18 protein-coding genes are annotated in these 25418 nt (G+C 49.5%); 14 read left to right on the forward strand and 4 right to left on the reverse strand.

Annotated elements, in window-relative coordinates; translation table 11 throughout:
• Window positions 1-90 precede the first annotated feature (90 nt).
• Complete coding sequence (prmB, locus tag ACFOE0_RS08755) at window positions 91-1035, reverse strand: 50S ribosomal protein L3 N(5)-glutamine methyltransferase (RefSeq protein WP_248937862.1); 945 nt, start codon at window positions 1033-1035, stop codon at window positions 91-93.
• 136 nt (window positions 1036-1171) lie between these two features.
• Between prmB and smrB the strand changes: the two genes are divergently transcribed.
• Window positions 1172-1702, forward strand: coding sequence for an endonuclease SmrB (gene smrB / locus ACFOE0_RS08760; RefSeq protein WP_115134781.1), 531 nt, complete (start codon window positions 1172-1174; stop codon window positions 1700-1702).
• Window positions 1703-1762: 60 nt separating this feature from the next.
• On the opposite strand, the gene sixA is transcribed toward smrB, so the two are convergent.
• A complete protein-coding gene (sixA, locus tag ACFOE0_RS08765) occupies window positions 1763-2233 on the reverse strand; it encodes a phosphohistidine phosphatase SixA (RefSeq protein ID WP_248937863.1) in 471 nt (156 codons plus the stop codon).
• A gap of 167 nt (window positions 2234-2400) precedes the next feature.
• Between sixA and ACFOE0_RS08770 the strand changes: the two genes are divergently transcribed.
• From ACFOE0_RS08770 to ACFOE0_RS08785, 4 genes are all read left to right on the forward strand, one after another.
• Window positions 2401-5190 (forward strand): insulinase family protein, encoded by a 2790-nt coding sequence (locus tag ACFOE0_RS08770; protein ID WP_248937864.1) that lies wholly within the window; start codon window positions 2401-2403, stop codon window positions 5188-5190.
• Window positions 5191-5423: 233 nt separating this feature from the next.
• Window positions 5424-9698: an EAL domain-containing protein gene (locus ACFOE0_RS08775; RefSeq protein WP_248937865.1), complete on the forward strand. Its 4275-nt coding sequence runs from the start codon at window positions 5424-5426 to the stop codon at window positions 9696-9698.
• A 157-nt stretch (window positions 9699-9855) separates the two neighbouring features.
• Window positions 9856-10548: a hypothetical protein gene (locus ACFOE0_RS08780; protein ID WP_380711812.1), complete on the forward strand. Its 693-nt coding sequence runs from the start codon at window positions 9856-9858 to the stop codon at window positions 10546-10548.
• Window positions 10549-10595: 47 nt separating this feature from the next.
• On the forward strand, window positions 10596-10736 hold the full coding sequence (locus tag ACFOE0_RS08785; protein ID WP_248937795.1) for a hypothetical protein: 141 nt from the start codon (window positions 10596-10598) through the stop codon (window positions 10734-10736).
• Window positions 10737-10871: 135 nt separating this feature from the next.
• On the opposite strand, the gene fadJ is transcribed toward ACFOE0_RS08785, so the two are convergent.
• Both fadJ and fadI read right to left on the reverse strand, forming a co-directional pair.
• Window positions 10872-13004 (reverse strand): fatty acid oxidation complex subunit alpha FadJ, encoded by a 2133-nt coding sequence (gene fadJ, locus ACFOE0_RS08790; protein WP_248937797.1) that lies wholly within the window; start codon window positions 13002-13004, stop codon window positions 10872-10874.
• A gap of 9 nt (window positions 13005-13013) precedes the next feature.
• Complete coding sequence (fadI, locus tag ACFOE0_RS08795) at window positions 13014-14324, reverse strand: acetyl-CoA C-acyltransferase FadI (protein WP_248937799.1); 1311 nt, start codon at window positions 14322-14324, stop codon at window positions 13014-13016.
• A gap of 718 nt (window positions 14325-15042) precedes the next feature.
• On the opposite strand from fadI, the gene ACFOE0_RS08800 reads away from it, so the two are divergent.
• The 9 genes from ACFOE0_RS08800 (at window position 15043) to putP (ending at window position 25234) form a co-directional block, all read left to right on the forward strand.
• A complete protein-coding gene (locus tag ACFOE0_RS08800) occupies window positions 15043-15999 on the forward strand; it encodes an AAA family ATPase (RefSeq protein ID WP_115134796.1) in 957 nt (318 codons plus the stop codon).
• Window positions 15999-16934: a DUF58 domain-containing protein gene (locus ACFOE0_RS08805; RefSeq protein WP_248937800.1), complete on the forward strand. Its 936-nt coding sequence runs from the start codon at window positions 15999-16001 to the stop codon at window positions 16932-16934. Before ACFOE0_RS08800 ends, ACFOE0_RS08805 begins: the two co-directional genes overlap by 1 nt.
• Window positions 16931-17449, forward strand: a complete 519-nt coding sequence (locus tag ACFOE0_RS08810; protein ID WP_248937801.1) for a DUF4381 domain-containing protein — start codon at window positions 16931-16933, stop codon at window positions 17447-17449. The genes ACFOE0_RS08805 and ACFOE0_RS08810 overlap by 4 nt, the downstream gene beginning before the upstream one ends.
• The gene (locus tag ACFOE0_RS08815; protein ID WP_248937802.1) at window positions 17443-18453 is read left to right on the forward strand and encodes a vWA domain-containing protein; all 1011 of its coding nucleotides are present in this window, start codon (window positions 17443-17445) and stop codon (window positions 18451-18453) included. Before ACFOE0_RS08810 ends, ACFOE0_RS08815 begins: the two co-directional genes overlap by 7 nt.
• On the forward strand, window positions 18450-20564 hold the full coding sequence (locus ACFOE0_RS08820) for a vWA domain-containing protein (RefSeq protein WP_248937804.1): 2115 nt from the start codon (window positions 18450-18452) through the stop codon (window positions 20562-20564). The genes ACFOE0_RS08815 and ACFOE0_RS08820 overlap by 4 nt, the downstream gene beginning before the upstream one ends.
• A gap of 26 nt (window positions 20565-20590) precedes the next feature.
• Complete coding sequence (locus ACFOE0_RS08825) at window positions 20591-22228, forward strand: BatD family protein (RefSeq protein WP_248937805.1); 1638 nt, start codon at window positions 20591-20593, stop codon at window positions 22226-22228.
• A 113-nt stretch (window positions 22229-22341) separates the two neighbouring features.
• The gene (locus ACFOE0_RS08830) at window positions 22342-22905 is read left to right on the forward strand and encodes a sigma-70 family RNA polymerase sigma factor (RefSeq protein WP_248937806.1); all 564 of its coding nucleotides are present in this window, start codon (window positions 22342-22344) and stop codon (window positions 22903-22905) included.
• The gene (locus tag ACFOE0_RS08835; protein ID WP_248937807.1) at window positions 22898-23602 is read left to right on the forward strand and encodes a DUF3379 family protein; all 705 of its coding nucleotides are present in this window, start codon (window positions 22898-22900) and stop codon (window positions 23600-23602) included. Before ACFOE0_RS08830 ends, ACFOE0_RS08835 begins: the two co-directional genes overlap by 8 nt.
• A 174-nt stretch (window positions 23603-23776) precedes the next feature.
• Window positions 23777-25234 carry a sodium/proline symporter PutP gene (gene putP / locus ACFOE0_RS08840; RefSeq protein ID WP_248937808.1) on the forward strand — a complete coding sequence of 486 codons (1458 nt, stop codon included), beginning with the start codon at window positions 23777-23779 and terminating at the stop codon, window positions 25232-25234.
• The last annotated feature ends 184 nt before the right edge of the window (window positions 25235-25418 follow it).

Genomic DNA, 25418 nt, shown 5'->3' on the forward strand with positions numbered 1-25418 from the left:
TAATGGTTCCTGATGTGGCGTCTTAATTGTTTGTTGTCAGCCATGTAGGGTTAAAGGCGAGGCATCTGCCTCACCTTTGGCAGGATAAGATTATTCCCTATCCTTATAGATGGCGAAAAGTGATTCATTTTCAACCAGCTGATCACGGGTCAAAACAAACACGCCATCACCGCCATTTTCAAAGCTCACCCAGGTGAATGGCACTTCAGGGAATTGCTCCATCAGATGCACCATGGAGTTACCCACTTCAACCACCAGCACACCCTCTTCAGTCAGGTAGTCAGCCGCATTGGCCAGAATACGCTTGGTAATATCAAGACCATCGCGGCCTGATGCCAGACCAATTTCAGGCTCGTGATGATATTCCTTGGGCATATCATCAATATCTTCCTGATCCACATAAGGAGGGTTAGACACAATCAGGTCGTACTGAGGGCCTTTTGGAATGGCACTGAACAGATCTGACTGCATTGGGAACACCCGGTTCATAACACCCAGACTTTCGATGTTCATCTGTGCCACTTCCAGCGCGTCATCGCTGATATCCAGCGCATCCACTTCAGCATCTTCAAACTCGTAAGCACAGGCGATAGCAATACAACCACTGCCGGTACACAGATCCAGTACACGATTAACCGGCTTGTTGTACAGCCATGGGCCAAAGCCATCCTGAATCATTTCACCAATTGGCGATCTTGGTACCAGCACGCGCTCATCCACATAAAACTGCAAACCACAGAAATAAGCGACATTGGTCAGGTATGGTACCGGCAGGCGTTCGCGAACGCGACGCAGGATCAGGTCAACAATCTTGTGCTTTTCGCTGCTGGTCAGATTGGCATTCACCACCTGCTGCCCAAGTTCATCAGGCAGGTGCAGGGCGTGCAGTACCAGAGCCACGGCTTCATCCCAGGCATTGTCGGTACCATGACCGTAATAGATACCCGCATCATTGAAACGGCTCACTGCCCAGCGCAGCATATCGCCAATGGTTTTCAGCTCAGAAACAGCTTCATCTACAAAGATTTTGTCCAAAACAGACTCCAGCAATCAATTTGTCGCCATTGTAACTGAATTGGCCCTGTGAACGACAGCAAACATTCGCCTCTGAAGTGGCCTGTGAGCACCAAGATAACTCACATAAATAGAGACTTTGGGGTAAAATGCCGGAATGAACATCAAAAAAACCAATCAAACCAGTGGCTCATTTGCCGATTTGTTCGGTGATGTCAGACCATTGGCTCAGGACAAACGTCATTTCGGTACCCCGCTGAAAACCAAAGTTGAAGTGGTGGAAAAAGCGGTGCAGCTGGAGTCAGACAGCTACTTTTCTGATACTTACCAGCCTCTATTACCAACAGATGGCCCTATGCGCTGGCTCAGATCCGACTGTGACAGTTTTGAAGTGAAGCGACTTCGCAGAGGCGACTATGTACCAGATCTTCTACTGGACCTGCATGGATACCGCCAAAGTGAAGCCAAGCTTGAACTGGCGGCGCTGATACATGCATGTATTAAAGAGCACATTCAGTGCTGCTGCGTAATGCACGGATATGGGACAGGTATTTTAAAACAACAGGTCCCTATGTGGCTGGCCCAGCACCCTCAGGTAAAAGCGTTTCATCAGGCCCCCAAAGAATGGGGTGGAGATGCTGCGTTGCTGGTACTGGTCGATATAGGTGAGCACCCACACCGTAGATGACAAGGCTGAGTGAATATGAAAAAACCGGGTGATGGCCCGGTTTTACTGTTCAATTAGCTTTCAGCCAATGGTATGAGGCGCTTCCTGCCACACCTGGCTGGCTCTTTCACCGTGAAGATCAAGCAGGCATATGGCAGAAGTAGCAAACAAAGGCGGCTCAATACCACCGACCATCTCGCTGACCAGATAACCCAGTAATGGCATATGTGATACCACCAGTACCTTGTCCGCTTTATATTGCTGGGCATAAGCCTGGATTAATGAAGCACACATGGCAGGGTCAGCAGAGGGAACCAATTCATCCAACACCATCAGCTTACGAGGCTCGGGGAAATGAGTACTCACCTCCTGCCAACTCTGCTGAACTCTGAGATAGGGACTGATCAGCACTAAATCAAAAGTTGTAACATGTGATGTCAACCAGTTAGCCATTTGACGGGTTTGATAGCGCCCCTGGTCTGTCAGTACTCGCTCGCGGTCAGATAGCGCATCAAAGCTGGCTTCGCCATGCCTCATTAAAAACAGCTGCATACAACTCTCGCCTTCGATTGTTATTGCTTTTTTTGAAGATTGTATCCCCATTTAAGCCGGTAAAAAACCATAGTGAGCTTAATCTTTAGTCGAGGAGGTCGGCTTTGTTTGCCAAAACCCTCTCAGGGACTCAATATATAAGCTGACTTCCCGAAAGGAGCCGGCACTTGTCTTCCCAATTTGAGCTAATTTCCAGCCCCAACGACAGCCGTCAATATCGCTACCTTATTCTGCCAAATGAATTACGGGTTCTACTGGTACAAGATGACCAGGCTGAGCAAGCTGCCGCCTCGATGGCAGTCAATGTCGGTCACTTTGACGATCCCGCTGAGCGTCCGGGCATGGCGCACTTTCTTGAGCATATGCTGTTTCTTGGCACAGAGAAATTTCCTGATCCAGCTGAATATCACGCCTTTATCAATCGTCATGGTGGCAGCAACAACGCCTGGACAGGTACTGAGCATACAAACTTCTTCTACAGCCTGGATGCCGAGGCGTTTGAGTCATCGCTGGACAGGTTTAGTCAATTTTTTGTCGCCCCCTGCTTCAACCTGGACCTGGTAGAGCGAGAGCGTCAAGCAATTGACGCTGAATACAGTCTTAAACTGAAAGATGATATTCGTCGGGTCTATCAGGTACATAAAGAAACCGTGAATCCTGCTCACCCCTTCTCTAAGTTTTCCGTGGGAAACATAGTCACGCTGGGAGGAGACAGAGAACTACTGCGCAATGAACTGCTGGCCTTCTACGAGGATCATTACAGTGCCAACCTGATGACTCTGTGTATGGTTGCTCCCCTGCCACTGGACACGCTGGAATCGCTTGCGCGTCAATATTTTGACGCAATTCCAAATAAAGGAATGCGAAAGCACTATCCGCAGGTGCCTTTGTACGGCGATAAGCAACTACGCAGACAGATTAATATCGTTCCCTTGAAGGATCAGAAGCGCCTGACTATCTCTTTTGCCCTGCCAGGAATAGATTGTTACTACAAAAGCAAGCCCCTGACTTTTATCAGCCACCTGTTGGGCAATGAGTCCAATGGGAGTTTATTGAATTATTTCAAAGACAAAGGATGGGCAACGGCACTATCTGCCGGGGGGGGAATTAACGGCTATAACTTTAAAGATTACAACATCAGTGTGCAGTTGACCGAAACCGGCCTGTCGCATATTGACGATATTATCTGTGCGACATTTGCCTTTATCGATCTGCTCAGGCAGCAGGGTCTGGAGGACTGGCGTTATCGGGAACGGGCAGACTTACTGGACATGGCTTTCAGATTCCAGGAAACCATCAAGTCCATGGATCTCTCCAGCCATCTCAGCATCAATATGCAACACTACTCGGCCGAAGATGTGATTTTTGGTGATTATCGAATGGCCGGCCTGGATGTTGATGAGTGTAAGCACCTGCTTACATTGATGAATCCACAAAATATCCGGCTGCAATTAATAGCACACGAACTTGATACTGATTCGCAAGCAGACTGGTATCACACCCCCTATATGGACAGCCCCATTTCTGCTGAAAGACTCAACAGCTGGAGTAATGTGGCCCGGATCCCTGAACTGATCTTACCTGAGGCCAATCCCTTTATTGTCAGCGCCCCTGAAGTGCGGCCCGGGGGTAATGAAAGTTCAGCTCCCAGCATTGTCGCTGAAGGAAAGGGATACAGGATTTGGCACAAGAAAGATGGCGAGTTCAATGTCCCAAAAGGCCACCTGTATTTGTCGCTGGACTCAGAGAAAGCCAGCGCGACGCCAAGACAGGCTGCCCTCACCCGCCTGTATGTTGAAATGCTTCAGGATTATCTGACAGAGTTCACCTATCCTGCTGAAGTTGCTGGCTTAAATTACAATATCTACCCGCACCAGGGTGGCTTAACCTTGCATATCTCGGGTCTGACCGGCAATCAGGAAAAGTTACTGGCACTGATTATCGAGAAAGCCAGGGAGCGGAATTTCAGTGAATCACGATTTCAGGCAACAAAACGGCAACTGCTGCAGGCCTGGTACAACGTCAGCAGAGCCAAACCCATTTCTCAGCTGTTTACCAGCCTGACAGTCACGCTGCAGCGCCGTAGCTATGAACCCAACCGGCTGGCAGAGTGCCTGGAGGATGTGACTCTGACGGAACTGCATGAGCATGTCAGAGCTTTTTTCGAGAAGATCCACCTTGAAGGTTTGGTATATGGTGACTGGCTCGAAAGCGAGGCCAAACACCTGGCCCACAAGCTGGACGTGATTCTGACTTTGGTGTCGTCTCCCAGTGGAGAATCAGAACGCCAACTGGTAGATATGCGTGGAAAAGGCACTTTGCTCAGGGAGTTGGATATACACCACCCGGACAGCGGCATCATAGTCTACTACCAGTCAGCCTCAACCGATCCCCGGGATATGGCGCTGTTCAGCTTATTGAACCACACCATGTCCTCCTCCTTCTTCCATGAGCTGCGTACCCAAAAGCAACTGGGTTACATGGTGGGAACCGGTTATTTACCACTGCACCGGCATCCGGGAATGATCTTCTATATCCAATCCCCCAGCTCAGGCCCTCTGACCCTGCTGCAGGCCATTGATGAGTTTGTTGCAGACTTCAATTATGCCGTGATGCAAATTACCACTGAGCAATGGGAAGACACCAAGAAAGGTCTGGTGCAACAGGTAATGGAGCACGATGCCAATCAAAAGACACGAAGTCAGCGATACTGGGCCAGCATAGGTAACAAGGACTATGGGTTTGACCAACGTGAAATGGTGGTAGCTGAGATTATGACCCTGAGCCGCTCGGACCTTATTGAGTTTAATATGTCTCACCTCAGGACCCGTAAAGCAGACAGGCTGGTTATTTACAATCGCGGAGAGCAGCAGGAAGCTTCCCAGCTTTTGCAGTCAGGCACCCTGATTACCGACCTGAAGCTGTTCAAAAATCAGGCGAACAAATTCAGCCTATAGGATTACAGCCAATAGCAGGATTCTCAAAAAAACGCCCACTGGGATATTACAATTCACTAGTGGGCGCTGGTTTTTCATCAATTCCAACCAATATGTAAAGCATTTCCACCGCCAGCCACCAGCAGACCCAAGTCGTACATGTCTGCAACCTTTGACAAACGCCAATCGTTCTGAAAAAGTTAGAGATTGCAACATTTTAAGAACTTAGTATAAAAACGAATAAGTCGCCCAAGATGCCAAACAGAAAAGCCATTAATACGCTGCTGAGTCTGCTTCTCTTTATTGTTTCCGGTAGCGTACAGGCGCTGTCACCCAGCCCCTATCCAATCAAGCTGAATGCAAAGTCATACGGCCTTGAGGAAGGGCTGTCTCAAATCGCGGTATCTTCTATCACAGAGGACCACAATGGCTATGTTTGGGTAGGTACTCTCAATGGCTTAAACCGATACAACGGACAAAAATTCAGACATTACTTTGCCGAGGACGGCTCAGACCTGCCCAGCTCCTTTATCCGACGCTTGTTTACCGATAGCCAGGGCCGTGTTTTCGTTGGTACTGACAGAGGACTGGTGGTCTACGAGTCTCGATATGACCGCTTCTATCTGCCGGAAAACCTGAAAGCACTGTTAGCAAACCGGTCCATTTCATCGATCTCTGAATTTCCGGAAGGTTTGATAGTGAGCTCTACCAAGGAGATCTTCAAATTATCTAAGGACCTTAGCTCAATCGAACGTGTATATTCGACATCTAAAATTGAGATAAAGAAAGTCGTCTATCTCAATGGAGAGATGTATATACATGGGTACGACAATAGCCTGATCCAGGTAGGCCAGGCAGGCGAGATAGAGGTTTCGGGAGTTATTGATGTTATAACTTTGGGAGAAAAGCTTTTTATCCTCAAGAATGCAGGATATGAAGTCATTGGCAAAAATAGTAATAAAACCGTACATGATGCTTCAATTAGTTATATAACTTCAAGTAGTAAGCTTGACTATATCATTGCGCTGGAGCAAGGATCCTTAATAAAACTGGATAGCGAGCTTAATAAAGAATACCTGGGAACGCTATGGTCTGAGGATTTAGATATTTCCGGACTTCAGGTGTCTGATGATGCGGTTAGAGTGCTTACTTATAACAGAGGTTATTATGAAACTTCCGACAAAATTAACATAATCTCAAACATACCAAATATAGAACATTATGTCTGGGATATTAAAGCGTTCGGAAACGACAAAATTATTATCGCGACAGAGGGTGCACGCTTATTAGTCCTGAACTCAAATTATGAGGAAATTGATAATATAGATGCCTCGGTATCCGGTCCTAAAAAGCTCTATGTAGATGGCTCAGACATATTTTTTACATCTCGCCAGGGACTGTTCAAAGTTGATACAACCAGCGGCTCTTCAGTCAATATTCTTAATGGCGCCTTTTGGAGTATAACGGGTGATGAACGGCAACTCATTCTCGGCAGTGACAATGGAGTTCTTCATACCTATGACAAGACCACGCAGAGCTCCACGTCCATACATGTAGAGTCAAATAACGAACCTGTATTAGATGTCATTATTACGTCAGATGATAAAGACGCCTATTGGATAGGAACACAAGGAGGGCTCTATCTCTACAAGGATCAGAACCTTAAAAAGGTGAAGAGTGGAATAGTTTTTTCTCTATTCCAAGACCAAGATGATATCTTTATTGGTTCCAGTAAGGGTTTGTCTAAAGTAGATAAAAAAGAAATGTCTATTGATGACATTATTATTAATAACAAACCAGTATATTCAATTACTGAATTAAATGACGTTATATACGCAACCTCAGATAAGGAAATTATCTCGTACAACAAAGACTCCAATCAGATATTACTATTAACTCGAAGTTTCGGTAGCAATGATGAGTACAATCAGCAATCCGTGGAGATAATTGGTAACACAGCACTGTTTGGGGCAAAATCTGGTATAGCCACACTCAATGATGAAAAACTTGACGAATTCATCAATAACAGCAGCGCTCCTAAAATAACATTAGACAGCCTCAAAATATTTAATAAGGAAGAAATTATAGGAGGTGACTATTTGTCTGAAAGCTTAAATGAAACAAATGTGCTTACATTAAAGTACTCAGATTATCCATTGACCATTAGCTTCAGCTCTCCTGGCAATGAAGATGTCGACATATTCTATCAACTCAAAGGTTTATCTGACACTTTTGTCCAAGCCATTGACATTAATGCGGCGACATACACCAACTTGTCCTCTGGCGATTATACACTCAATGTATATGCCATGGATAAGCTCACTAAAAAAGTGAGCAATATGAAGTCACTTAATCTGGTTGTGACCCCGCCCTGGTGGCTTTCTACCGAAGCAAAGCTTGTTTACCTGGTCATCGCAGCCTTAATCGCTGCAGCTATCATCAAAGCTTTGATTAGACGACGTGAAGTCCAGAAAAAAATTGCTCAGAGTGAAGAGCGACTTAAATTGTCACTTTGGGGCAGCGGCGATGAAATGTGGGACTGGGACATAGAATCTGGCCAGATCTATCGCTCCAATATCTGGGGGTCACTGGACTTCCCAAAAGATGGCCAAAGAGCAGGAGAGCCAGGTGAAGAGAGTAATATCCACCCCTTCGATCAATCCAGAGTGCGTGATGCGTTAAAGAGCCATTTCAATGGCGAAACAGAACACTTTGAAGCAGCCTACCGGGTTAAAGGAAAGGGTGGCGACTGGATCTGGATTCTGGACAGGGCAAAAATTGTTGAACGGGATGAGCAGGACCGCGCCGTCCGTATGACGGGCACTATAAAAAACATCAGTAACTTCAAGCAGACAGAAGAACAACTAAAACTGTTTGAACGGGCAATTCGTAACATGTCTGAAGGTATGTTCATTCTGGATGACAGCTTCAGCTTTGTTGCCGTAAACCAGGCCTGTTGCCAATTATCGCATCAATCCAGGGACAAGTTTATCGGCAGAGAGATGAACTTTGAGCTCTATCCGGAAAACTATTCAACCCAGGTTAAACAGCTTCTACTTAAACACGGTCGCTGGCATGCGGATGTCGAAGCTAAACGCGGGGACGGTACCAGCTTCCTGATGGAACTGACTATAGATGCCATATATGGTGAGGCGGGCGTCATCTCTCACTATGTTGGTGTTTTCTCAGATATTACCCGTAGAAAGTCCCAGGAAGAGGAACTTAGAAAACTCACCAATAATGACGGTCTCACCGGCCTGCCAAACAGATCCAACATGCAGGTGACGTTGAGCAACCTGGTAAAGAAAGACAGTCACCATACTCTTATGGTGATTGACCTGGATAACTTCAAAAAGATCAATGACTCACTGGGACACCAGATTGGTGATGAGCTGCTGGTTCTGGTGGCCAAGAGACTGGAACAGGCTATCCCCAGACATACAGGCTTGTATCGACTTGGAGGCGATGAGTTTGCCATTCTAGAGGATAAACTGCCGGATATCGGCTCTGGCGCAACCATCGCCTCACGAATTATCGAACACTTCGCCACCCCTTTTGAAATCGCCGGAGAGAAACTGGTAATCGGTCTGAGTATCGGTATTGTGCTTTACCCGGAAGATGAACAGAACGAGCAGGCACTGTTAAGAAAAGCAGATATCGCCATGTACCACGCCAAGTCGGCAGGTGGTAACCGCTACCAGTTCTACTCTGAGTCCCTGAACAAAAATGCCATCAGACAGCTGGAAATTGAGAACCTTATCCGTGATGGTCTGAGGAAAGATTTCTTCCAGGTTCACTACCAGCCCAAATATGACATCAAGTCCAATAAATTGACGGGAATGGAGGCACTTGTCAGGCTGGATCACCCAGATAAAGGATTGATTTCTCCTGGAGAATTTATCCCTCTTGCAGAAGAAAACGGGTTAATTGTTGAAATCGGAGATCTTGTGCTGAAAAAAGCCTGTTTTGCGGCACAAAGCTGGCGTGAGCAGGGCCTGTTCAATGGCCGCGTCGCTGTCAATTTGTCGTCGCACCAATTTGCTCTACCTGATCTGCAACAACGCATTGAATCCATCCTGGCACTGACACGTTTGCCGGCGGCAAATCTTGAGCTGGAAATCACCGAAGGCACTGTCATCAAACAACCTGAGAAAGCCATTAAGGTGATGCAACAGCTGTCTAAGATGGGAGTCAGCCTGGCGCTTGATGACTTTGGAACCGGGTACTCCTCGCTTTCATATCTGAAGCGATTCCCCATCAACACACTGAAAATAGACAAAGCTTTTGTCGATGACATCGACAAGTCAGACCGAGACCTGAAGATGGTGGACTCCATTATCACCATAGCCCATAACATGGGACTCTCTGTTGTAGGTGAAGGCGTAGAGCTGAGTGCTCAACTTTCCTTGTTAAAAGCCCTTAACTGCGAAGAGATCCAAGGCTTCCTATACAGTAAGGCGCTACCCGAAAATGAATTTACAGCACTGTTGGAACAACAAAGGCAAAACAATCACTCAGCCGTAAGCTAATTAACCAGCACCTTATATTGGAAGTGGGTTCAACTTAAGTTGGGTCCACTTTTTTTTACCCAAAATAAAACACCAGCAAAACCTTGGCATAACAATTGAATAACATAAACCGGTGTCAATAAACCCGTTAACCAATTGAAACTAAGAGAGATTAAAAATGAAGAAATTTACCAAGGCCTCTGTAACTTTCGCTGTAGCTGCAATTGTTGGTGTAACCGGAGCGTTTGCTTTTACTTCCGATTCCTCTGACCAGAGTGCTGGTATTGGTCCTCGCATTAAGTTTGTTGAGCAGACTGCCGGTATCGGTCCACGCATCAAGTTTGTTGAGCAGACTGCCGGTATTGGTCCACGAATCAAGTTTGTTGACCAGACAGCAGGCATTGGTCCACGTATCAAATTCGTTGAGCAGACTGCCGGTATTGGTCCACGCATCAAGTTTGTTGACCAGACAGCAGGCATTGGTCCACGTATCAAATTCGTTGAGCAGACCGCAGGCATTGGTCCACGCATCAAGTTTGTTGAGCAGACTGCCGGTATCGGTCCACGCATCAAGTTTGTTGAGCAGACTGCCGGTATCGGTCCACGCATCAAGTTTGTTGAGCAGACTGCCGGTATCGGTCCACGCATCAAGTTTGTTGAGCAGACTGCCGGTATTGGCCCACGTATCAAGTTTGTTGAGCAGACTGCCGGTATTGGCCCACGCATCAAGTTTGTTGAGCAGACTGCCGGTATTGGCCCACGTATCAAGTTTGTTGAGCAGACTGCCGGTATTGGCCCACGTATCAAGTTTGTTGAGCAGACTGCCGGTATTGGCCCACGTATCAAGTTTGTTGATCAGCAGGTTGCTTAATCAACTTGCTTCTCCTTATCAACCAAACAATTCCCAAGAGGTGCGGTATGTTTAAATTAGTAATTAGAGCCCTTAAGCAGGACAAGCAGCTGGCAAAGCATGTTGCCAAGTGCGAGCGTAAGAAGGTACAACTGCCTGAAGGTTTGAATACTCTCGAAGTGATCCCTGCAAAAGGATGGTGGGGGTAAAGGTTGGGTGGCTGGCTTGAGGGACTCATACTCCCTCTGCCCCATAGTGAACGGGAAGGCAGTCAATGTTCAGACCGACAAAGAAAAAGCGGCAATCACTTGCCGCTTTTTCAGCTTTAGCCAATCTTGGATGAATTAAACTTCTGGAAAGAACTTCTCATCCTGCTCAGCCATTTTCTTCAACATGTCACAGGGCGCAAATCTATCGCCGAATTGATGCTGATACCCTTCGAGTATCTCAACCAAACGGCGGCTACCCAAGGTATCCATATAGCGGAATGGGCCACCCAGGAATGGAGGGAAGCCAATACCAAACAGCGCGCCAATATCTCCATCTCTCGGTGAAGCAATGATGCCCTCTTCCAGGCAACGCGCCGCCTCGTTCAGCATTTGTACAACACAGCGACGGGATATTTGGTTGTGCTCCTGAGCTGCCCCGGCATTAATCCCCAGCACAGAGTAAACAGTTTCATCAACCTTCTTACCTTTCTTGGGCGCTTTGTCACCGTATAGATAAAAGCCTTTGCCGTTCTTACGGCCTTTACGATCATCGGCCATTAATTTGTCAAAAGCGGAAGGCGCAACAAAACGACTGCCGAGCTCTTTTTCCAGAATTGGCGAAATCTTGGCTCCAACATCAATACCCACTTCATCCAGCAAGGTCATAGGTCCCACAGGGAAGCCAAACTTCACCAATGCCTTGTCCAGATTTTCGACTGACTGACCTTCAAGTAACACCTGAGCCGCTTCATTCATATACAAAGCCAGGATACGGTTCACATAGAAGCCGGCGCAATCCTGTACCACAATCGGAGTCTTTCCCTGCTTCTTGGCGAAAGCCACTGTTGTGGCAATGGTTTCAGGAGAAGTTTTGGCATGAGCTATCACTTCCACCAGCGGCATTTTATCTACCGGAGAGAAGTAATGCAGACCAATGACATTCTCAGGGCGCTGCGCCGCTTCAGCAATCTGAGTAATAGGCAAAGATGAGGTATTGGATGCGAAAATAGTATGCTCACCACACTCTCTTTCAATGTCCTTCACCATCTGATGCTTAAGGTTCAGATCTTCAAATACAGCCTCCACCACTATGTCGGCATCCTTAACGCCTTTGTATTCAGTCGTGGTCGTCATCAATGCCATCAACTGATCACGTTCAGTCGCACGCATATGGCGGCGTTTGACTCTTTTATCCAGTAGCTTATAGGCGTATGACAGAGCGTTGGACAAACCGTTTTCGTTAATATCCTTCACACGGGCAGGGATCTTGGCCTTAGTCGTCGTCACCGAAGCGATACCGCCGCCCATCAGTCCACCACCCAGCACAACCGCCTTTTTCACTGGCTTGGGTTCAGTATCTCCGGCACCGGTTTCCTTTTTCATTTCGGTGATGGCAAAGAAAACCGCTCGCATGGCTGCAGACTCAGGGGTCATAACCAGATCGGCAAAGTGCGCCGCTTCAACCTGCAGACCTTTGTCCATCCCTTTATCCAGGCCCTGACGCACACAATCAATGATCTTGTCTGGAGCCGGATAATTCCCCTGAGTCTTCTTGAGCACCTGTTTTGCAGCCTGGTCGAAAATGATATTACGGCCAGCACCGTTACCTTCAAGTATACGGCTCATCACAGGCAGCTTGGGTTTGCGTCTCGGACGATTGCCCTTCAGCGCCATCTCAATGGCTGTTTGCTCCAATATGGAGAAGGGCACCATGTCATCTACCAGCCCCATTTTAAGTGCCTGCGTTGGACGTATCTGTTTGCCGGTCAGCATCATATCCAGCGCTTTGGTGACGCCGACCAAACGAGGCAACCTTTGGGTTCCGCCGCCACCTGGCAGCAAGCCCAACTGGACCTCAGGTAATCCCAGCATAGTCTTTTTATCATCACTGCAAACGCGCTGATGACAAGCCATGGCGAGCTCAAGACCACCGCCGAGGCAAGCACCATGAATGGCAGCAACAACAGGGATATTGAGGCCTTCCAACTGAGCGAATACCTTGTGCCCCTGAGCAGAAAGTTCTCTGGCATCTTCAGCGGTTTTACAGGCATCCAGCATGCCAATATCGGCACCGGCAACGAAGGAGTCAGCCTTACCAGAGATAAGCACCAGGCCACGAATAGAGGAATCGGCTTTAACCTCTTCGAGCACCTGAGTCACTTCGTCAGCAAATTCCGCTTTCAGGGTATTCATGGTCTCACCAGGAACATCCATCACCAGCAGGGCGATACCATCTTCACGACGTGTCAGATTAAATGTCTTTTCCATGCTATCCCCCTACTCCACTTCTACAATCATCGCTGCGCCCAAACCACCGGCGGCACATGCGGTTGTCAGTCCCACGCCACCACCGCGACGCTTCAGCTCATTACACATCTGGGTAATCAGCCTGGTACCGGTTGCAGCAAAGGGGTGTCCGTAGGCAATAGAGCCCCCTAGCACGTTAAACTTATCCATATCTATCTCGCCAATGGCCCGGTTACGGCCCAGCTTCTCTTCGGCGAACTTCCTGGAGCCAAACATCTTCATATTTGCCAGCGCCTGGGCTGCAAAGGCTTCATGCATCTCGATCAGGGTCAGGTCTTCCAACTCCATACCTGCACGGGCCAGCGCCAATGGCGTAGCGTAGGAGGGGCCCATCAACATGTCTTCCCATACATCGATGGCAGAGAAAGCGTAACTCTTGATATAACCAATCGGCTCATAACCCAGCGCTTTGGCCTTGCCTTCACTCATCAAAATCACCGCGGACGCACCATCAGTCAGCGGCGTGGCGTTGGCGGCAGTCACTGTGCCATGTTTGCGGTCAAATACTGGTCTTAACTTGGCGTAGGACTCAAGCTTTGAGTCTTTACGAATGTTGTTGTCTTCACTGATAAAAGACTTATAAGGCGGTACATGAGAAACCATTACCTCATTGGCCAGCACGCCAGACTCCCAGGTTTGGGCAGCCAAAGAGTGGGACCTGTGAGCCAATGCATCCTGCTCAGCACGGGTAATACCATGGGTTTTCGCCATCTGCTCCGCTGTCTGCCCCATAGACAGGCCAGTGGTATATTCAGCCACTGCAGGCGGGACGGGTAACAGATCTTTCAATCCAAGACGGCGGAAAATCGCCAGTCTCTGGCCCAGAGTCTTGGCTTTGGTCAAATCAACCAGCGCTCTGGCCAGCTTTTTGGAGACGCCAATAGGCAAGACTGAAGATGAATCCGCGCCCCCGGCAACCCCCACATCAATGGTACCGGCCATAATTGACTCGGCAACATTTACAGTTGATTGGAAACTGGTCGCGCAGGCACGGGTAACGCTGTAAGCATCTGTGGCAATATCCATACCCGTGGTGAGTACAATTTCACGGGCAATATTTGGCGCCGCCGGCATCTGAACGACCTGACCATAGACCAGCTGCTCAATCAGCTTCGGATCCAGCTCAGCACGGGATATCATCTCGTTAACCACCATGGCGCCCATTTCCAGTGCGGACACACCATGAAATGCTGTCGCCTGTTTGGCAAACGGCGTTCGCAGCCCTGCTACAATCGCAATACGTTCACCGCGGCGATTGACCAACTCTTGTCTGTCACTCATTTGTCACCCTCATTCCTTGCCGGGTTCTCTGATGCACCGGCCCCTGATGTTATAAGGCAGCCCTATTAGGGTCTATTGACCTTTCATAGTTGAATTTTGCTCGAGATAGACGCGCTTTAATCGCGACGCAAGGTGTGCCGCCTAGTGGTCTAAGCAAATACCTTGCAACAAAGAGTAAAGCGCGTATAGCCGAGCCCTTCGGGCAGCGTTTGTCGTCGCTTTCTACTGCATTAACGCTCACTTATGTAGAACAACTACACCTCAATCGCGTTGCTTTGTATAAAACAACGACAAAAAGCTGCAAAACCATCTTCAAAGGTCAACAGACCCTACCCCCTGAGTTTGTTATAAAAATCTGTAACTCCTGGATACACCAAACAGGTCTGACCAATAGAAGTGTGATCCGATTCTAACTTCTTACCCCAAAGTTTTAAACACTTGTTTGCATTTTGATGAAACCACTGACATCAGAGTGATAAAATTTCAGTCTGCCAAGTAGATAAAGCTCAATTATAGAAATGCAGCAACACTAATAAACGGCGGTTTGCCCTCCACGACTGGACAAACACTTTATGGCTGAGGTATTAAATTCTGTCCATAAGCCAGTGACTCACTTGAAACTTATCCCGGAACTGGCAGTCTATGGAAGGTGCAAACCGGTTCTTTAAGAACCTTTTCCGCTTTCTTATCACCCACGCTGAACAAATTGAGTGCAACCATGCCGTTAAGTCGATTTCAATCTCTCCGTGCTTATCTTGATCAATTAATCCTTGGCCAACCTGCACTGACCGAAAATTTGCTGATCGCGCTGATCGCCGATGGCCACCTGTTGGTAGAAGGTCCCCCGGGACTGGCCAAGACCCGCGCTGTTAAGGCCCTATGTGATGCCATTGAAGGTGATTTCCATCGCATTCAGTTCACCCCGGATCTTTTGCCGGCAGATTTGACCGGTACTGATATTTACCGTGCCCAAACAGCGACTTTTGAATTTGAGTCAGGCCCTATATTCCATAACCTGATCCTGGCGGACGAAATCAACCGGGCACCGGCCAAAGTGCAATCAGCTCTGCTGGAGGCTATGGCCGAAGGTCAGGTTACTGTTGGTAAGAACAGCTATAAGCTACCAGAGCTGTTTTTGGTGATGGCAACCCAGAACCCACTGGAAAACGAGGGTACCTATCCGCTGCCAGAAGCCCAGCTGGACCGCTTTTTAATGCACCTGAACCTGGATTACCCCAGTGCCGAGACCGAGCTGGAAATCCTCAGACTATCGCGCAATGAGGCGCTTCACGCTGAATTGCCAAGCATTGAGGCGATATCCCAGGATGAAATTTTTACCGCACGCACCGAAGCCCTGAAAATCTACCTGGCCGATACGCTTGAACAGTACATAGTGGATATTGTGATGGCCACCCGTCAGCCGGAAAAATACAGCGATGAGCTGGCGAGCTTTCTGGACTATGGTGTCAGCCCCCGCGCCACTCAATCTCTGGAACGCTGTGCCCGCGCCCGCGCCTGGTTGAATGACAGAGATTTTGTCACCCCGGAAGATATCCAGGCTGTCGCTCCCAATGTTCTGCGTCATCGTCTGCTGCTGAGCTACCACGCTCAGGCTCAGGGTGTGAGCAGAGATCAGGTTATCAATCATATTCTGAGTCTGGTTGCTGTTCCTTAATGAAAACACTGTCTGAATTGCCATTGTTCGCCGACGGTTGGCATCTGACTGAAGCTGAACTGCTTGCCTGTCAGGGACAGGCCAGAGCCATACCTGAAAAGCGAAGTCGCGCCAAAGCCTCACTGGCTGGCCACAGGGCCAGCAATATTAAAGGCCGTGGGATGGAGTTTGCTGAAGTACGTCATTACCAGAATGGGGATGACGTACGCACCATTGACTGGCGGGTAACCGCCCGCACCGGCAAAGCCCATACCAAGCTGTTTGTTGAGGAGCGCGAGCGTCCTATTATTCTGCTGCTGGATATGAGTTACAGCCTGTATTTCGGCTCAACCCTGCTGTTGCAGTCTGTTCAGGCTGCCCATCTCGCAGCAACTCTGGGGTGGAACGCCATACAACATGGTGACCGTATAGGCGCACTCATCGCCAGCGAAGCCCATCATCTGGAGCTTAAGCCCAAAAGCCGCCAAACCGGCATACTGCAGTTGATCTCTGGCATTTGTGAGATCCATGGTCAGCAACTGGCAGAGTTTAAATCAGGTAAACGGGATGAGCATCATCTCAGCCGTGCCTGTCAGCGCCTTGCCAGAATCGCCAAACCCGGCTCTCTGGTCTGGCTGATTACAGATGGTGCCGACTTTAACCCGGATTGTCTGGGCCCACTGACAGACTTAAAGCGCCACTGTGATATTGGTGCTTATTTAATTACCGACCCACTGCGTCAGGGCTCTCTTTCTTTGCCAAGAGATTTCAGTCTGCCGGTAAGGGATGGCGATACTGAACGGGTGCTCAACCGCAGCCAGTATGAAGAATGGCTGCAAACCCAGCGGCATCAGCAACAAACCTTTATCAATATGATGGATAAATTAAGGGTACACACCCGCCTGATTGACGCCGGGCTAAGTCTGACACAACAACTGGAGCTATTGCGTTCATGACTGCAACTCCTACTGCGCCTACCAACCCTGCTCTGGCGCAACTGAAAGACATCAACCTGCCGGAACAGATTGGCAGCTGGCCACCTGCTCCCGGCTATTTTTTACTGGCTGCACTGACCATTGTTCTGGTTGTAGCCTTTGCCTGGTTTTATATCAAACGTCAAAAACGCCTGACCGCCAGTCGACAGGCTGTTGAGCTTGTTGCGTTGCTGGATAAGGGCTCTGCTGATTATCCGCGGCAAATAAATACCCTGCTTAAAAGGACTGCACTGACCTACCTGCCACGTAATCAGGTCGCCTCATTGGATGGTAAAAAGTGGATTGCCTTGCTGGGCACTTGCATTGAAGAAAGTGAACAGCAGGCATTACAACACTTGCTTGCAGCCAGATTCAGCCCTGGCGGCCTGAATATGGCTGACGCCAGTGAACTTGAAGCCATTGCCATTAAGGTGCTTAAGTCACTGCCTGATGCCAAACTGCTGGCTGGCACCAATGTGGAGGCTCAGCCATGTTGAGTTTGGAATGGCCCTGGCTGCTATTGCTGCTTCCCCTGCCCCTGCTTATTCGCAGCAAACAGGAGGAGCAGATCAGTGGTGGTGAGTTAACGATGCCAGGTATCGCGCGTACTCAGTCCCAAAGAGTGAAGGTCGACCGCAGCACTATTCGTTGGTTTTACCTGCTGATGTGGGCTTTCCTTGTGGTTGCCTGCGCCCGTCCTCAGTGGCTGGGAGAACCTATCGATATTCCCACCAAGGGAAGAGATTTAATGGTCGCTGTCGATCTGTCCGGCAGCATGCAAATTGAAGATATGGCATTGGCTGGCCGAACTGTCGACCGCTTTTCTGTGGTTCAGCAGGTGGTCAGTGACTTTATTGACCAACGTAAAGGTGACCGCCTTGGGCTGATCCTGTTTGCCGACCACGCCTACTTACAAACTCCCCTGACCGCAGACCGCCGCTCAGTCGCCCAGTATATGCGTGAGGCTCAAATCGGCCTTGTAGGAAAACAAACAGCAATCGGTGAAGCCATAGGTCTGGCCGTAAAGCGCTTTGAGCAAATGGAAGACAGCAACCGGGTGTTGGTGCTGCTCACCGACGGCAGCAACAATGCGGGCAATATAGAGCCACTGCAGGCAGCAGAGATAGCTGCTGAACGTAAGGTTACTATTTACACCATAGGCGTTGGCGCAGATGTAATGGAACAAAGGGGATTTTTTGGAACCCGCAGAGTTAATCCATCCAGTGATTTGGATGAATCCACACTGACGGATATCGCCAGAATCACCAATGGTCAGTATTTCCGTGCCCGTAATCCTCAAGAGCTTCAACAGATTTATGAGGAGATCAATAAATTGCAACCTGTCAGCCGGGATGAGCAAAGCTACCGCCCCCGCAGTGAACTCTTCTACTGGCCATTGGGCGTGGCATTGTTGGTGAGTATAGGTCTGGCACTGTCTCAGGCAGGCCTGTTGAATCTGCCTGCAGCTAACAGGTCTGGCAATGGGAGAAAAGCCTCATGAGTTTGCATTTTATACGCCCCGAGTGGCTGCTGGCTCTGCTGCCATTGGCCCTGCTACTGCTGCTACTTTGGAAAACCAAAGGTAAACTCAGTGCCTGGCAAACTTATATTGCTCCTCACCTCACTCAGCTGCTGACTCCAGGCGGTAAGCAAGCCAGTAACAGGTTAGTACTGCTGTCAGTGTTTTGGTTTGTGGGAGCCATCGCTATGGCAGGCCCGGCACTGACCAAGAAGCCTTTGCCTGTGTTCAGCAGCGCTCAGGGGCGGGTAATAGTGCTGGATATGTCCAGGTCCATGTATGCCACTGACCTTGCACCCAACAGGCTGACTCAGGAGAAATTCCGGGCCACAGATCTGATAAACAGCCTGAAAGATGGTGAAACTGCCCTGATTGCCTATGCTGGCGATGCTTTTACCATCAGCCCAATGACCACAGATAAGCAAACCTTGCTGAACCTGCTGCCCACCCTGACCCCGGACATTATGCCGGTACAGGGCTCCAATCTGGCCTCTGCTATCACGCTTGCCAAACAACTGCTGGCGCAAAGCGGCCACCAGCAGGGAGACATCATTTTACTGAGCGATGGTATCAGTGGTCGCCAGTATGACGAATCCCAGAGCCTGCTTGCTGACAGTCAATATCGACTGGGTGTGCTTGCGCTGGGCACCAATCAGGGAGCGCCAATACGTTTGCCCAATGGACAACTGCAGCGGGACAACGCCGGTGAAGTGGTGATTGCCAAGACTGATTTCTCACTGCTGGGACAGTTGGCTACGGGGACAGGTGGCATTATGTTGCCATTCAACCCGGATGGCAGTGATGTCCAGGCCCTGACAAATTGGCTGGACAAGGATACGGCTGATGCCAAAGCCACCGAGATTAAAGGTGACAGCTGGCAGGACCTGGGGCCTTATCTGGCCATATTACTGTTGTTGCCCGCATTGTATAGTTTTCGCAGAGGCATCCTGGCTGGCTTGGCTCTGATTATATTTATTCAACCTCAGCCATCCATGGCTGCCGACTGGTGGCAGGATCTTTGGCAAACCCCGGATCAGCAAGGACAAGCCGCCTTTGATAATAAAGCTTATCAGGATGCAGCCTCGCTTTTTGAAGACAGTAACTGGCGTGGCAGCGCTCACTATAAAGCAGGGGACTATGAGAAAGCGCTGACCGAATTTCAGCGGGATGAAACTGCAATTGGCAAGTTTAATCAGGGCAATGCCAGAATGCAGCTTGGCCAACTGGATGAAGCGATTAAGGACTATGAGGCAGCTCTCAAGCAAGATCCCGGTTTTGCTGACGCCGGTGCCAACCTTAAACTGGCTGAAGAGTTGAAAAAGCAGCAGGAGCAACAGAAGCAGCAAAATCAACAGAGTCAGCAGGACCAACAAAGCCAGCAGGACCAGCAAAGTCAGCAGGACCAACAAAGTCAGCAGGACCAGCAAAGTCAGCAGGACCAACAGAGTCAGCAGGACCAGCAAAGCCAGCAGGACCAACAGAGTCAGCAGGACCAGCAAAGTCAGCAGGACCAACAGAGTCAGCAGGACCAACAGAGTCAGCAGGACCAACAGAGTCAGCAGGACCAACAGAGTCAGCAGAGTCAGCAGAGTCAGCAGGACCAGCAAAGTCAGCAGGACCAGCAAAGTCAGCAGGACCAGCAAAGTCAGCAGGACCAACAAAGTCAGCAGGACCAACAGAGTCAGCAGGACCAACAGAGTCAGCAGGACCAACAGAGTCAGCAGGACCAACAAAGTCAGCAGGACCAACAGAGTCAGCAGGACCAACAGAGTCAGCAGGAGCAAAATAACGAAGCAGCAATGCAAGCGGATACAGCTCAGGCGGCCGATGGAACTGCGGAGGAGAACAAAGACAAGACTGATGCCCAGGCCGCGGCTCAAATGGAGGCTGAATTGGGAGAGCCTGGTGGTGGAGACGCTGAAGCCAGTGTTGCCTCATCCCGATTGTCTGAAGAGCCCCTGCCAGAGGATATGCAGCGAGCGCTGCGTGCTGTCGCGGATGATCCATCCGTGCTGCTGCGCAACAAGATGTTACTTGAATATCAGAAACGCCGTATGAGAGGCGAACAACCCAAGGACAGTGAACAGTGGTAAAACGAGCTATTTTTCTGTTTCTTTTTATGCTGCTGATACCTTCGGCGGCCATGGCTGCAGTCACCAAGGTCGACGCATCGGTCGACAAGAATCCTGTGATGGATGGTGAGTACTTTGTATTAACCGTTTCCGCCAATGACAATCTGGATGCTCAGGCACTGGACACCTCAGCCCTGAGTAAAGATTTTGTCGTAGGCCGAACCAGTGTTGGACGCAGCACACAAATAGTGAACTTTGATACCAGCAAGCAAACCAACTGGCAGATACTGTTGGCTCCCAAAGCAACCGGGACCTTTACTATCCCGGCGTTTACTATTGATGGCGTTAAATCACAGCCTATACAACTAAAGGTTGTCGCCTCCGGCAGCCAGTCTTCCCAGTCAAAGTTGGTGTTTATTGATGCCTCGCTTTCCGCAAAGGAGGTCTATGTAGGCCAACTGGCGCTCTATCGGGTCAAACTCTATCTGGGTGCAGATCTTCAGCGCGGTGTGCTGAACGCCCCCACACTTAATGGTGCTGAACTCAAACAGCTCGGGGAAGATCAGGACCAGCAGGAGATTGTTGATGGTAAACGTTACCGGGTCATTGAACGCACCTACGGCATTACTCCATCACAAGCCGGTACCCTGGCAATAGGTCCAGCGACTTTTCAGGGGGATGTAGTGATGAACAGCGCCGGGAATCGCGACAGCCTGTTTGGCTTCGGCTTTGGTGATAGTCGTATGGTACAGGCTGCCAGTAAAGAACTGACAGTCAATGTCCTGCCCAAACCCACCCATTACCAGGGTAAATGGTTGGTGGCAGATCTGGTGTCCCTGAACGATGTCTATGGCGAAGATACTCAATATCAGGTTGGTACCCCAATCACGCGCACCGTCACTTTGCTGGCATCCAATGTGGAGGATACCGCACTGGCCGATTTGGAGATTCCGGTGCCTGAAGGCTTTAAAGCCTACCCGGAAAAAGCCCAGCGGGAGAATATCGTCCGTAATGGTCAGCTGGTTGCCAAACTGACCCAGACCATCGCCATGGTGCCGTCAAAGGCTGGCAGCTTTACCTTGCCTGAAGTGCGGTTGCCCTGGTGGAATCCTCACCTGCGCAAGCAGGAGTGGGCCAGCTTACCTGCTGAAACCATTGAGGTGAGCGCCGCCGTGGGTCAACCTCAATTACCAGCATTCCAGCCAGACGACCAGGCCGCTGTTGAGACTAATCTACCCCAGCCAATGCAACCAGTTGTCACCGATGCTGGTTTCTGGCCCTGGTTGACCGGGATATTCGCCCTGCTTTGGCTTATTACTCTGGTGTTATGGCGTCGCACAGTAACAAGCAATGGGATGACATTATCCAAAGCTCGGGATATCGACCGGCCTGCCTCCTCCAGCGGTAAAGAGGCGCTGACTCAGGCTTGCCGCCAGCAGGCGCCGGAAAAAGTACTCAGTGCCCTGCAGCAGTATGTTGCCTCAAATACAGGCCAGGAAGCTTCACTGGCTGATATAGCCGCTCGCTACCCGGAACTCAGACAGGTGATAGATTCACTGCAGACCGCCCGCTACAGCCGCGAAGGTAAAAACCTGGATTTCGATGCCATATTGACCACAATTCTGGCGGTGAAACTGACACAAAAAAGCAGTGCAGCAATCCAGCTGGCCCCCCTGAATCCCTGATAGAATCTTTCGGGTTCACACCAGCTTAGAAACGTCGGCTCCTGTGGTCGGCGTTTTTTTATGCGCTTTTTTCAGCTAGCATTGTGATCATCATCCCATCGCGCCGATAAAAAATGTTTACAAACTGGCGAAAGAAAAAGTCTGAGCAGTCGGTCAAATCTGACATGCTGAATAAACAAAGACGATACGACAGCCTGGTTCGGGCGTTGCACAAGGATATCTTCCGTTATGCCTTTTGGCTTTGCGGAGATAAGCAGGTGGCTGAAGATATTACTCAGGAAACCTTTCTGCGCGCCTGGAAATCACTGGATTCACTGAAGGATGAAAAGGCCGCCAAGGCCTGGCTGATCACCATACTGCGCCGTGAAAACGCCCGCCGTTTCGAGCGTAAGCAGTTTGATTACTCGGATGTTGAGCAGGATACACTTGCAGACTCCTACAGCCCCAGTACAGAGGAGCATGCCGAGCAGTATCTTATCCGCCGGCATATCTCCAGGTTGGAACCTGAGTATCGCGAGCCTTTGGTATTACAGATCATTGGGGGCTTCAGCGGCGATGAGATTGCCGAGATGCTCGAGCTGAATCGTAATACTGTAATGACCCGACTGTTTCGGGCACGTAATCAATTGAAAGACGCGTTGGAAAGCGCCGAGATCAGAGGTCAATCCAATGGATGAATTAGAATTTCGCCGCCGGGCTTATGCTGACCCACAAAGCCGGGATGACGATTTTATCCAGGCCAGCGAAGAAACACCTGAGCGTCAGCAGTTTCTGAAAGACCTGAATAAGCTGGACGCCAAACTCGAACAAGCGATGAGTCTGGATGTACCTGATGGCCTGGCAGATAAACTGCTGTTGAATCAGCAACTGTCAAACCACAGACAGCAGAAGAAAGCCGTCTCCTTTATGATGGCCATGGCGGCATCGGTTGCCATGATACTGGGAGTGGGTTACGCCACCTGGCGGATGGCCCCCATTGAATTGAGTGAACACGCCATTGCCCACGTACTGCATGAACCCAAAGCACTCAGCGCCCATGGTGATATCAGCTTTAATCAGATTAATGCTCAGCTGGCATCGCTGAAGGGATTTAATGACAAGGGATTCAGTTCACAGCCGGGTCAGATTTTTTACAGTACTTATTGTGATTTTCAGGGTGTCCGCAGCCTTCACCTGGTCATGCAGGGCGAAAATGGCAAGGTAACGCTGTTTATTGTCCCTACTGAGGAGCGTATGGCACTGGAAAGCCAGTTTGCCGACAACCACTTTAAAGGACTTGGGTTTTCCAAAGGCGACGCTTTCCTGCTGCTTGTAGGTGAAAACCAACAGGATCTGCAGTTTGCCCGACAAGAGCTGGATCAAAGCTTCATTTAAAACTAAAATCCCTCCCCTTCAAACAGGACGCCTATCGCGTCCTGTTTTGCATTTGTGATTGGGGTCACCCCAACAGATTGCGACACCGGGCAAGCAGCCAATATCATTTTTGCTTGTTGAAGTGTGTCGGGAACACCTATTTCTCACCAGAACAAAAATTCTTATGGGGTCATCATGACAGTTGAAACTCCCATCCTGATAACCTTTGCCGGTTATCTGGTACTAATGTTGGCAATCGGCTTTTGGGCCTACAAAGCCACGGATTCAGTAGACGACTATATTTTGGGCGGCCGCAAGATGGGGCCGGCAGTCACGGCGTTGAGCGTCGGCGCGTCAGATATGTCCGGTTGGGTACTGCTGGGCTTACCCGGTGCGGTTTATCTGGGCGGTTTGGGAGAGATATGGATTGGCGTAGGCCTGCTTATCGGTGCTTTGCTTAACTGGCTGTTTGTTGCCCGTCGCCTGCGTATTTTTACCGAGATGGCTGACAACGCCCTGACCCTGCCTGAGTTCTTTGAACACAGACTGGACGATAAGCAAGGGATTCTCAAGCTGGTCTCAGCCGCCACTATTCTGCTGTTTTTCACCTTTTACTCTGCTTCCGGCATGGTGGGCGGCGCCATATTGTTCGAAAAGGTATTCGGCCTGGATTATGTAACCGCGCTGCTGATAGGTTCGGCCATTATTGTGTCTTACACCTTTATTGGTGGTTTCTTTGCAGTGAGCTGGACTGACTTCTTCCAGGGGATCCTGATGCTGATTGCACTTATCATTGTCCCTGTGACTATTTTCTCTGAACCTCAGTCTCAGGGAGCAATAGACAGTATTACGCCTGAGATGTTGCACCTGATGCCTGAGTCCATGACCCTTATGGGCTTTGTGTCATTAATGGCCTGGGGACTGGGCTACTTTGGTCAGCCCCATATACTGTCCCGCTTTATGGCTATTGAGTCCGATGCTGCCATTCCCACGTCCCGTAATATTGCCATGGGCTGGATGCTGATCGCCTTGATTGGCGCGCTGGGTGTAGGGTTTGCTGGCCACCTTTACTTCTACCAAACACCGCTGCAAAACTCAGAAACAGTCTTTATTCAGTTGGTTCAGGTCGCTTTTAACCCCTGGGTGGCCGGCTTACTTATCGCAGCTATTATGTCGGCTATCATGAGCACCATCGACTCTCAGCTACTGGTTTGCTCCAGTGTGATCACTGAAGATTTCTACCGCAGATGGGTTCGTCCCCAGGCTCATAATGCCGAACTTTTGTGGGTTGGAAGAATCGGCGTGCTGGCCATTGCAGTTATCGCCGGCGTGCTGGCTTTGGATCCCAAAAGCAGTGTGCTGGAGCTGGTCAGCTATGCCTGGGCAGGATTCGGCGCCGCATTTGGCCCGGTAGTACTCTTGTCTCTGTTCTGGCGAGGCTTCAGTCGCAATGGTGCCATAGCAACCATTCTTGTGGGAGCTGTCACTGTAGTTGTCTGGAAACAGCTCAGTGGCGGCATCTTCGACATGTATGAAATGGTACCCGGATTCCTGTTTGCCACACTGGCAGGCTGGGGGATCAGTCTGTTAAGCAAACCCAATGCTGCTGTCACTTCAGGCTTTGACCGATTCGTTGAACAAATCAAAGATTAAAGACGACTAACTATTCAAAAATTATAGAGTAATTACTTTAAAATCAAGGTTTTTGGCAAATGGCGTACACCTGTACGCCATTTTTTGTATCAAAACGCAACGACCAAAATCACAATCACGCAACCAATGCATCAACCAGCCCTTCCCCTCTAATCATTGGCATCTCTGAGGTCAGACCTCAACA

Source organism: Shewanella submarina, assembly GCF_042646185.1.
GTDB classification, from domain to species: Bacteria; Pseudomonadota; Gammaproteobacteria; order Enterobacterales; family Shewanellaceae; genus Shewanella; species Shewanella corallii.

What these genes read in the sequence shown, in the direction of transcription:
- ACFOE0_RS08825 (WP_248937805.1), top strand. Translation starts at nt 20,591, where the DNA reads ATGCTGCTGATACCTTCGGCGGCCATGGCTGCAGTCACCAAGGTCGAC.
- ACFOE0_RS08775 (WP_248937865.1), top strand. Translation starts at nt 5,424, where the DNA reads ATGCCAAACAGAAAAGCCATTAATACGCTGCTGAGTCTGCTTCTCTTT.
- ACFOE0_RS08815 (WP_248937802.1), top strand. Translation starts at nt 17,443, where the DNA reads ATGTTGAGTTTGGAATGGCCCTGGCTGCTATTGCTGCTTCCCCTGCCC.
- putP (WP_248937808.1), top strand. Translation starts at nt 23,777, where the DNA reads ATGACAGTTGAAACTCCCATCCTGATAACCTTTGCCGGTTATCTGGTA.
- ACFOE0_RS08830 (WP_248937806.1), top strand. Translation starts at nt 22,342, where the DNA reads ATGTTTACAAACTGGCGAAAGAAAAAGTCTGAGCAGTCGGTCAAATCT.
- ACFOE0_RS08805 (WP_248937800.1), top strand. Translation starts at nt 15,999, where the DNA reads ATGAAAACACTGTCTGAATTGCCATTGTTCGCCGACGGTTGGCATCTG.
- ACFOE0_RS08780 (WP_380711812.1), top strand. Translation starts at nt 9,856, where the DNA reads ATGAAGAAATTTACCAAGGCCTCTGTAACTTTCGCTGTAGCTGCAATT.
- ACFOE0_RS08820 (WP_248937804.1), top strand. Translation starts at nt 18,450, where the DNA reads ATGAGTTTGCATTTTATACGCCCCGAGTGGCTGCTGGCTCTGCTGCCA.
- sixA (WP_248937863.1), bottom strand. Translation starts at nt 2,233, where the DNA reads ATGCAGCTGTTTTTAATGAGGCATGGCGAAGCCAGCTTTGATGCGCTA.
- ACFOE0_RS08785 (WP_248937795.1), top strand. Translation starts at nt 10,596, where the DNA reads ATGTTTAAATTAGTAATTAGAGCCCTTAAGCAGGACAAGCAGCTGGCA.
- ACFOE0_RS08800 (WP_115134796.1), top strand. Translation starts at nt 15,043, where the DNA reads ATGCCGTTAAGTCGATTTCAATCTCTCCGTGCTTATCTTGATCAATTA.
- fadI (WP_248937799.1), bottom strand. Translation starts at nt 14,324, where the DNA reads ATGAGTGACAGACAAGAGTTGGTCAATCGCCGCGGTGAACGTATTGCG.
- smrB (WP_115134781.1), top strand. Translation starts at nt 1,172, where the DNA reads ATGAACATCAAAAAAACCAATCAAACCAGTGGCTCATTTGCCGATTTG.
- fadJ (WP_248937797.1), bottom strand. Translation starts at nt 13,004, where the DNA reads ATGGAAAAGACATTTAATCTGACACGTCGTGAAGATGGTATCGCCCTG.
- ACFOE0_RS08810 (WP_248937801.1), top strand. Translation starts at nt 16,931, where the DNA reads ATGACTGCAACTCCTACTGCGCCTACCAACCCTGCTCTGGCGCAACTG.
- ACFOE0_RS08835 (WP_248937807.1), top strand. Translation starts at nt 22,898, where the DNA reads ATGGATGAATTAGAATTTCGCCGCCGGGCTTATGCTGACCCACAAAGC.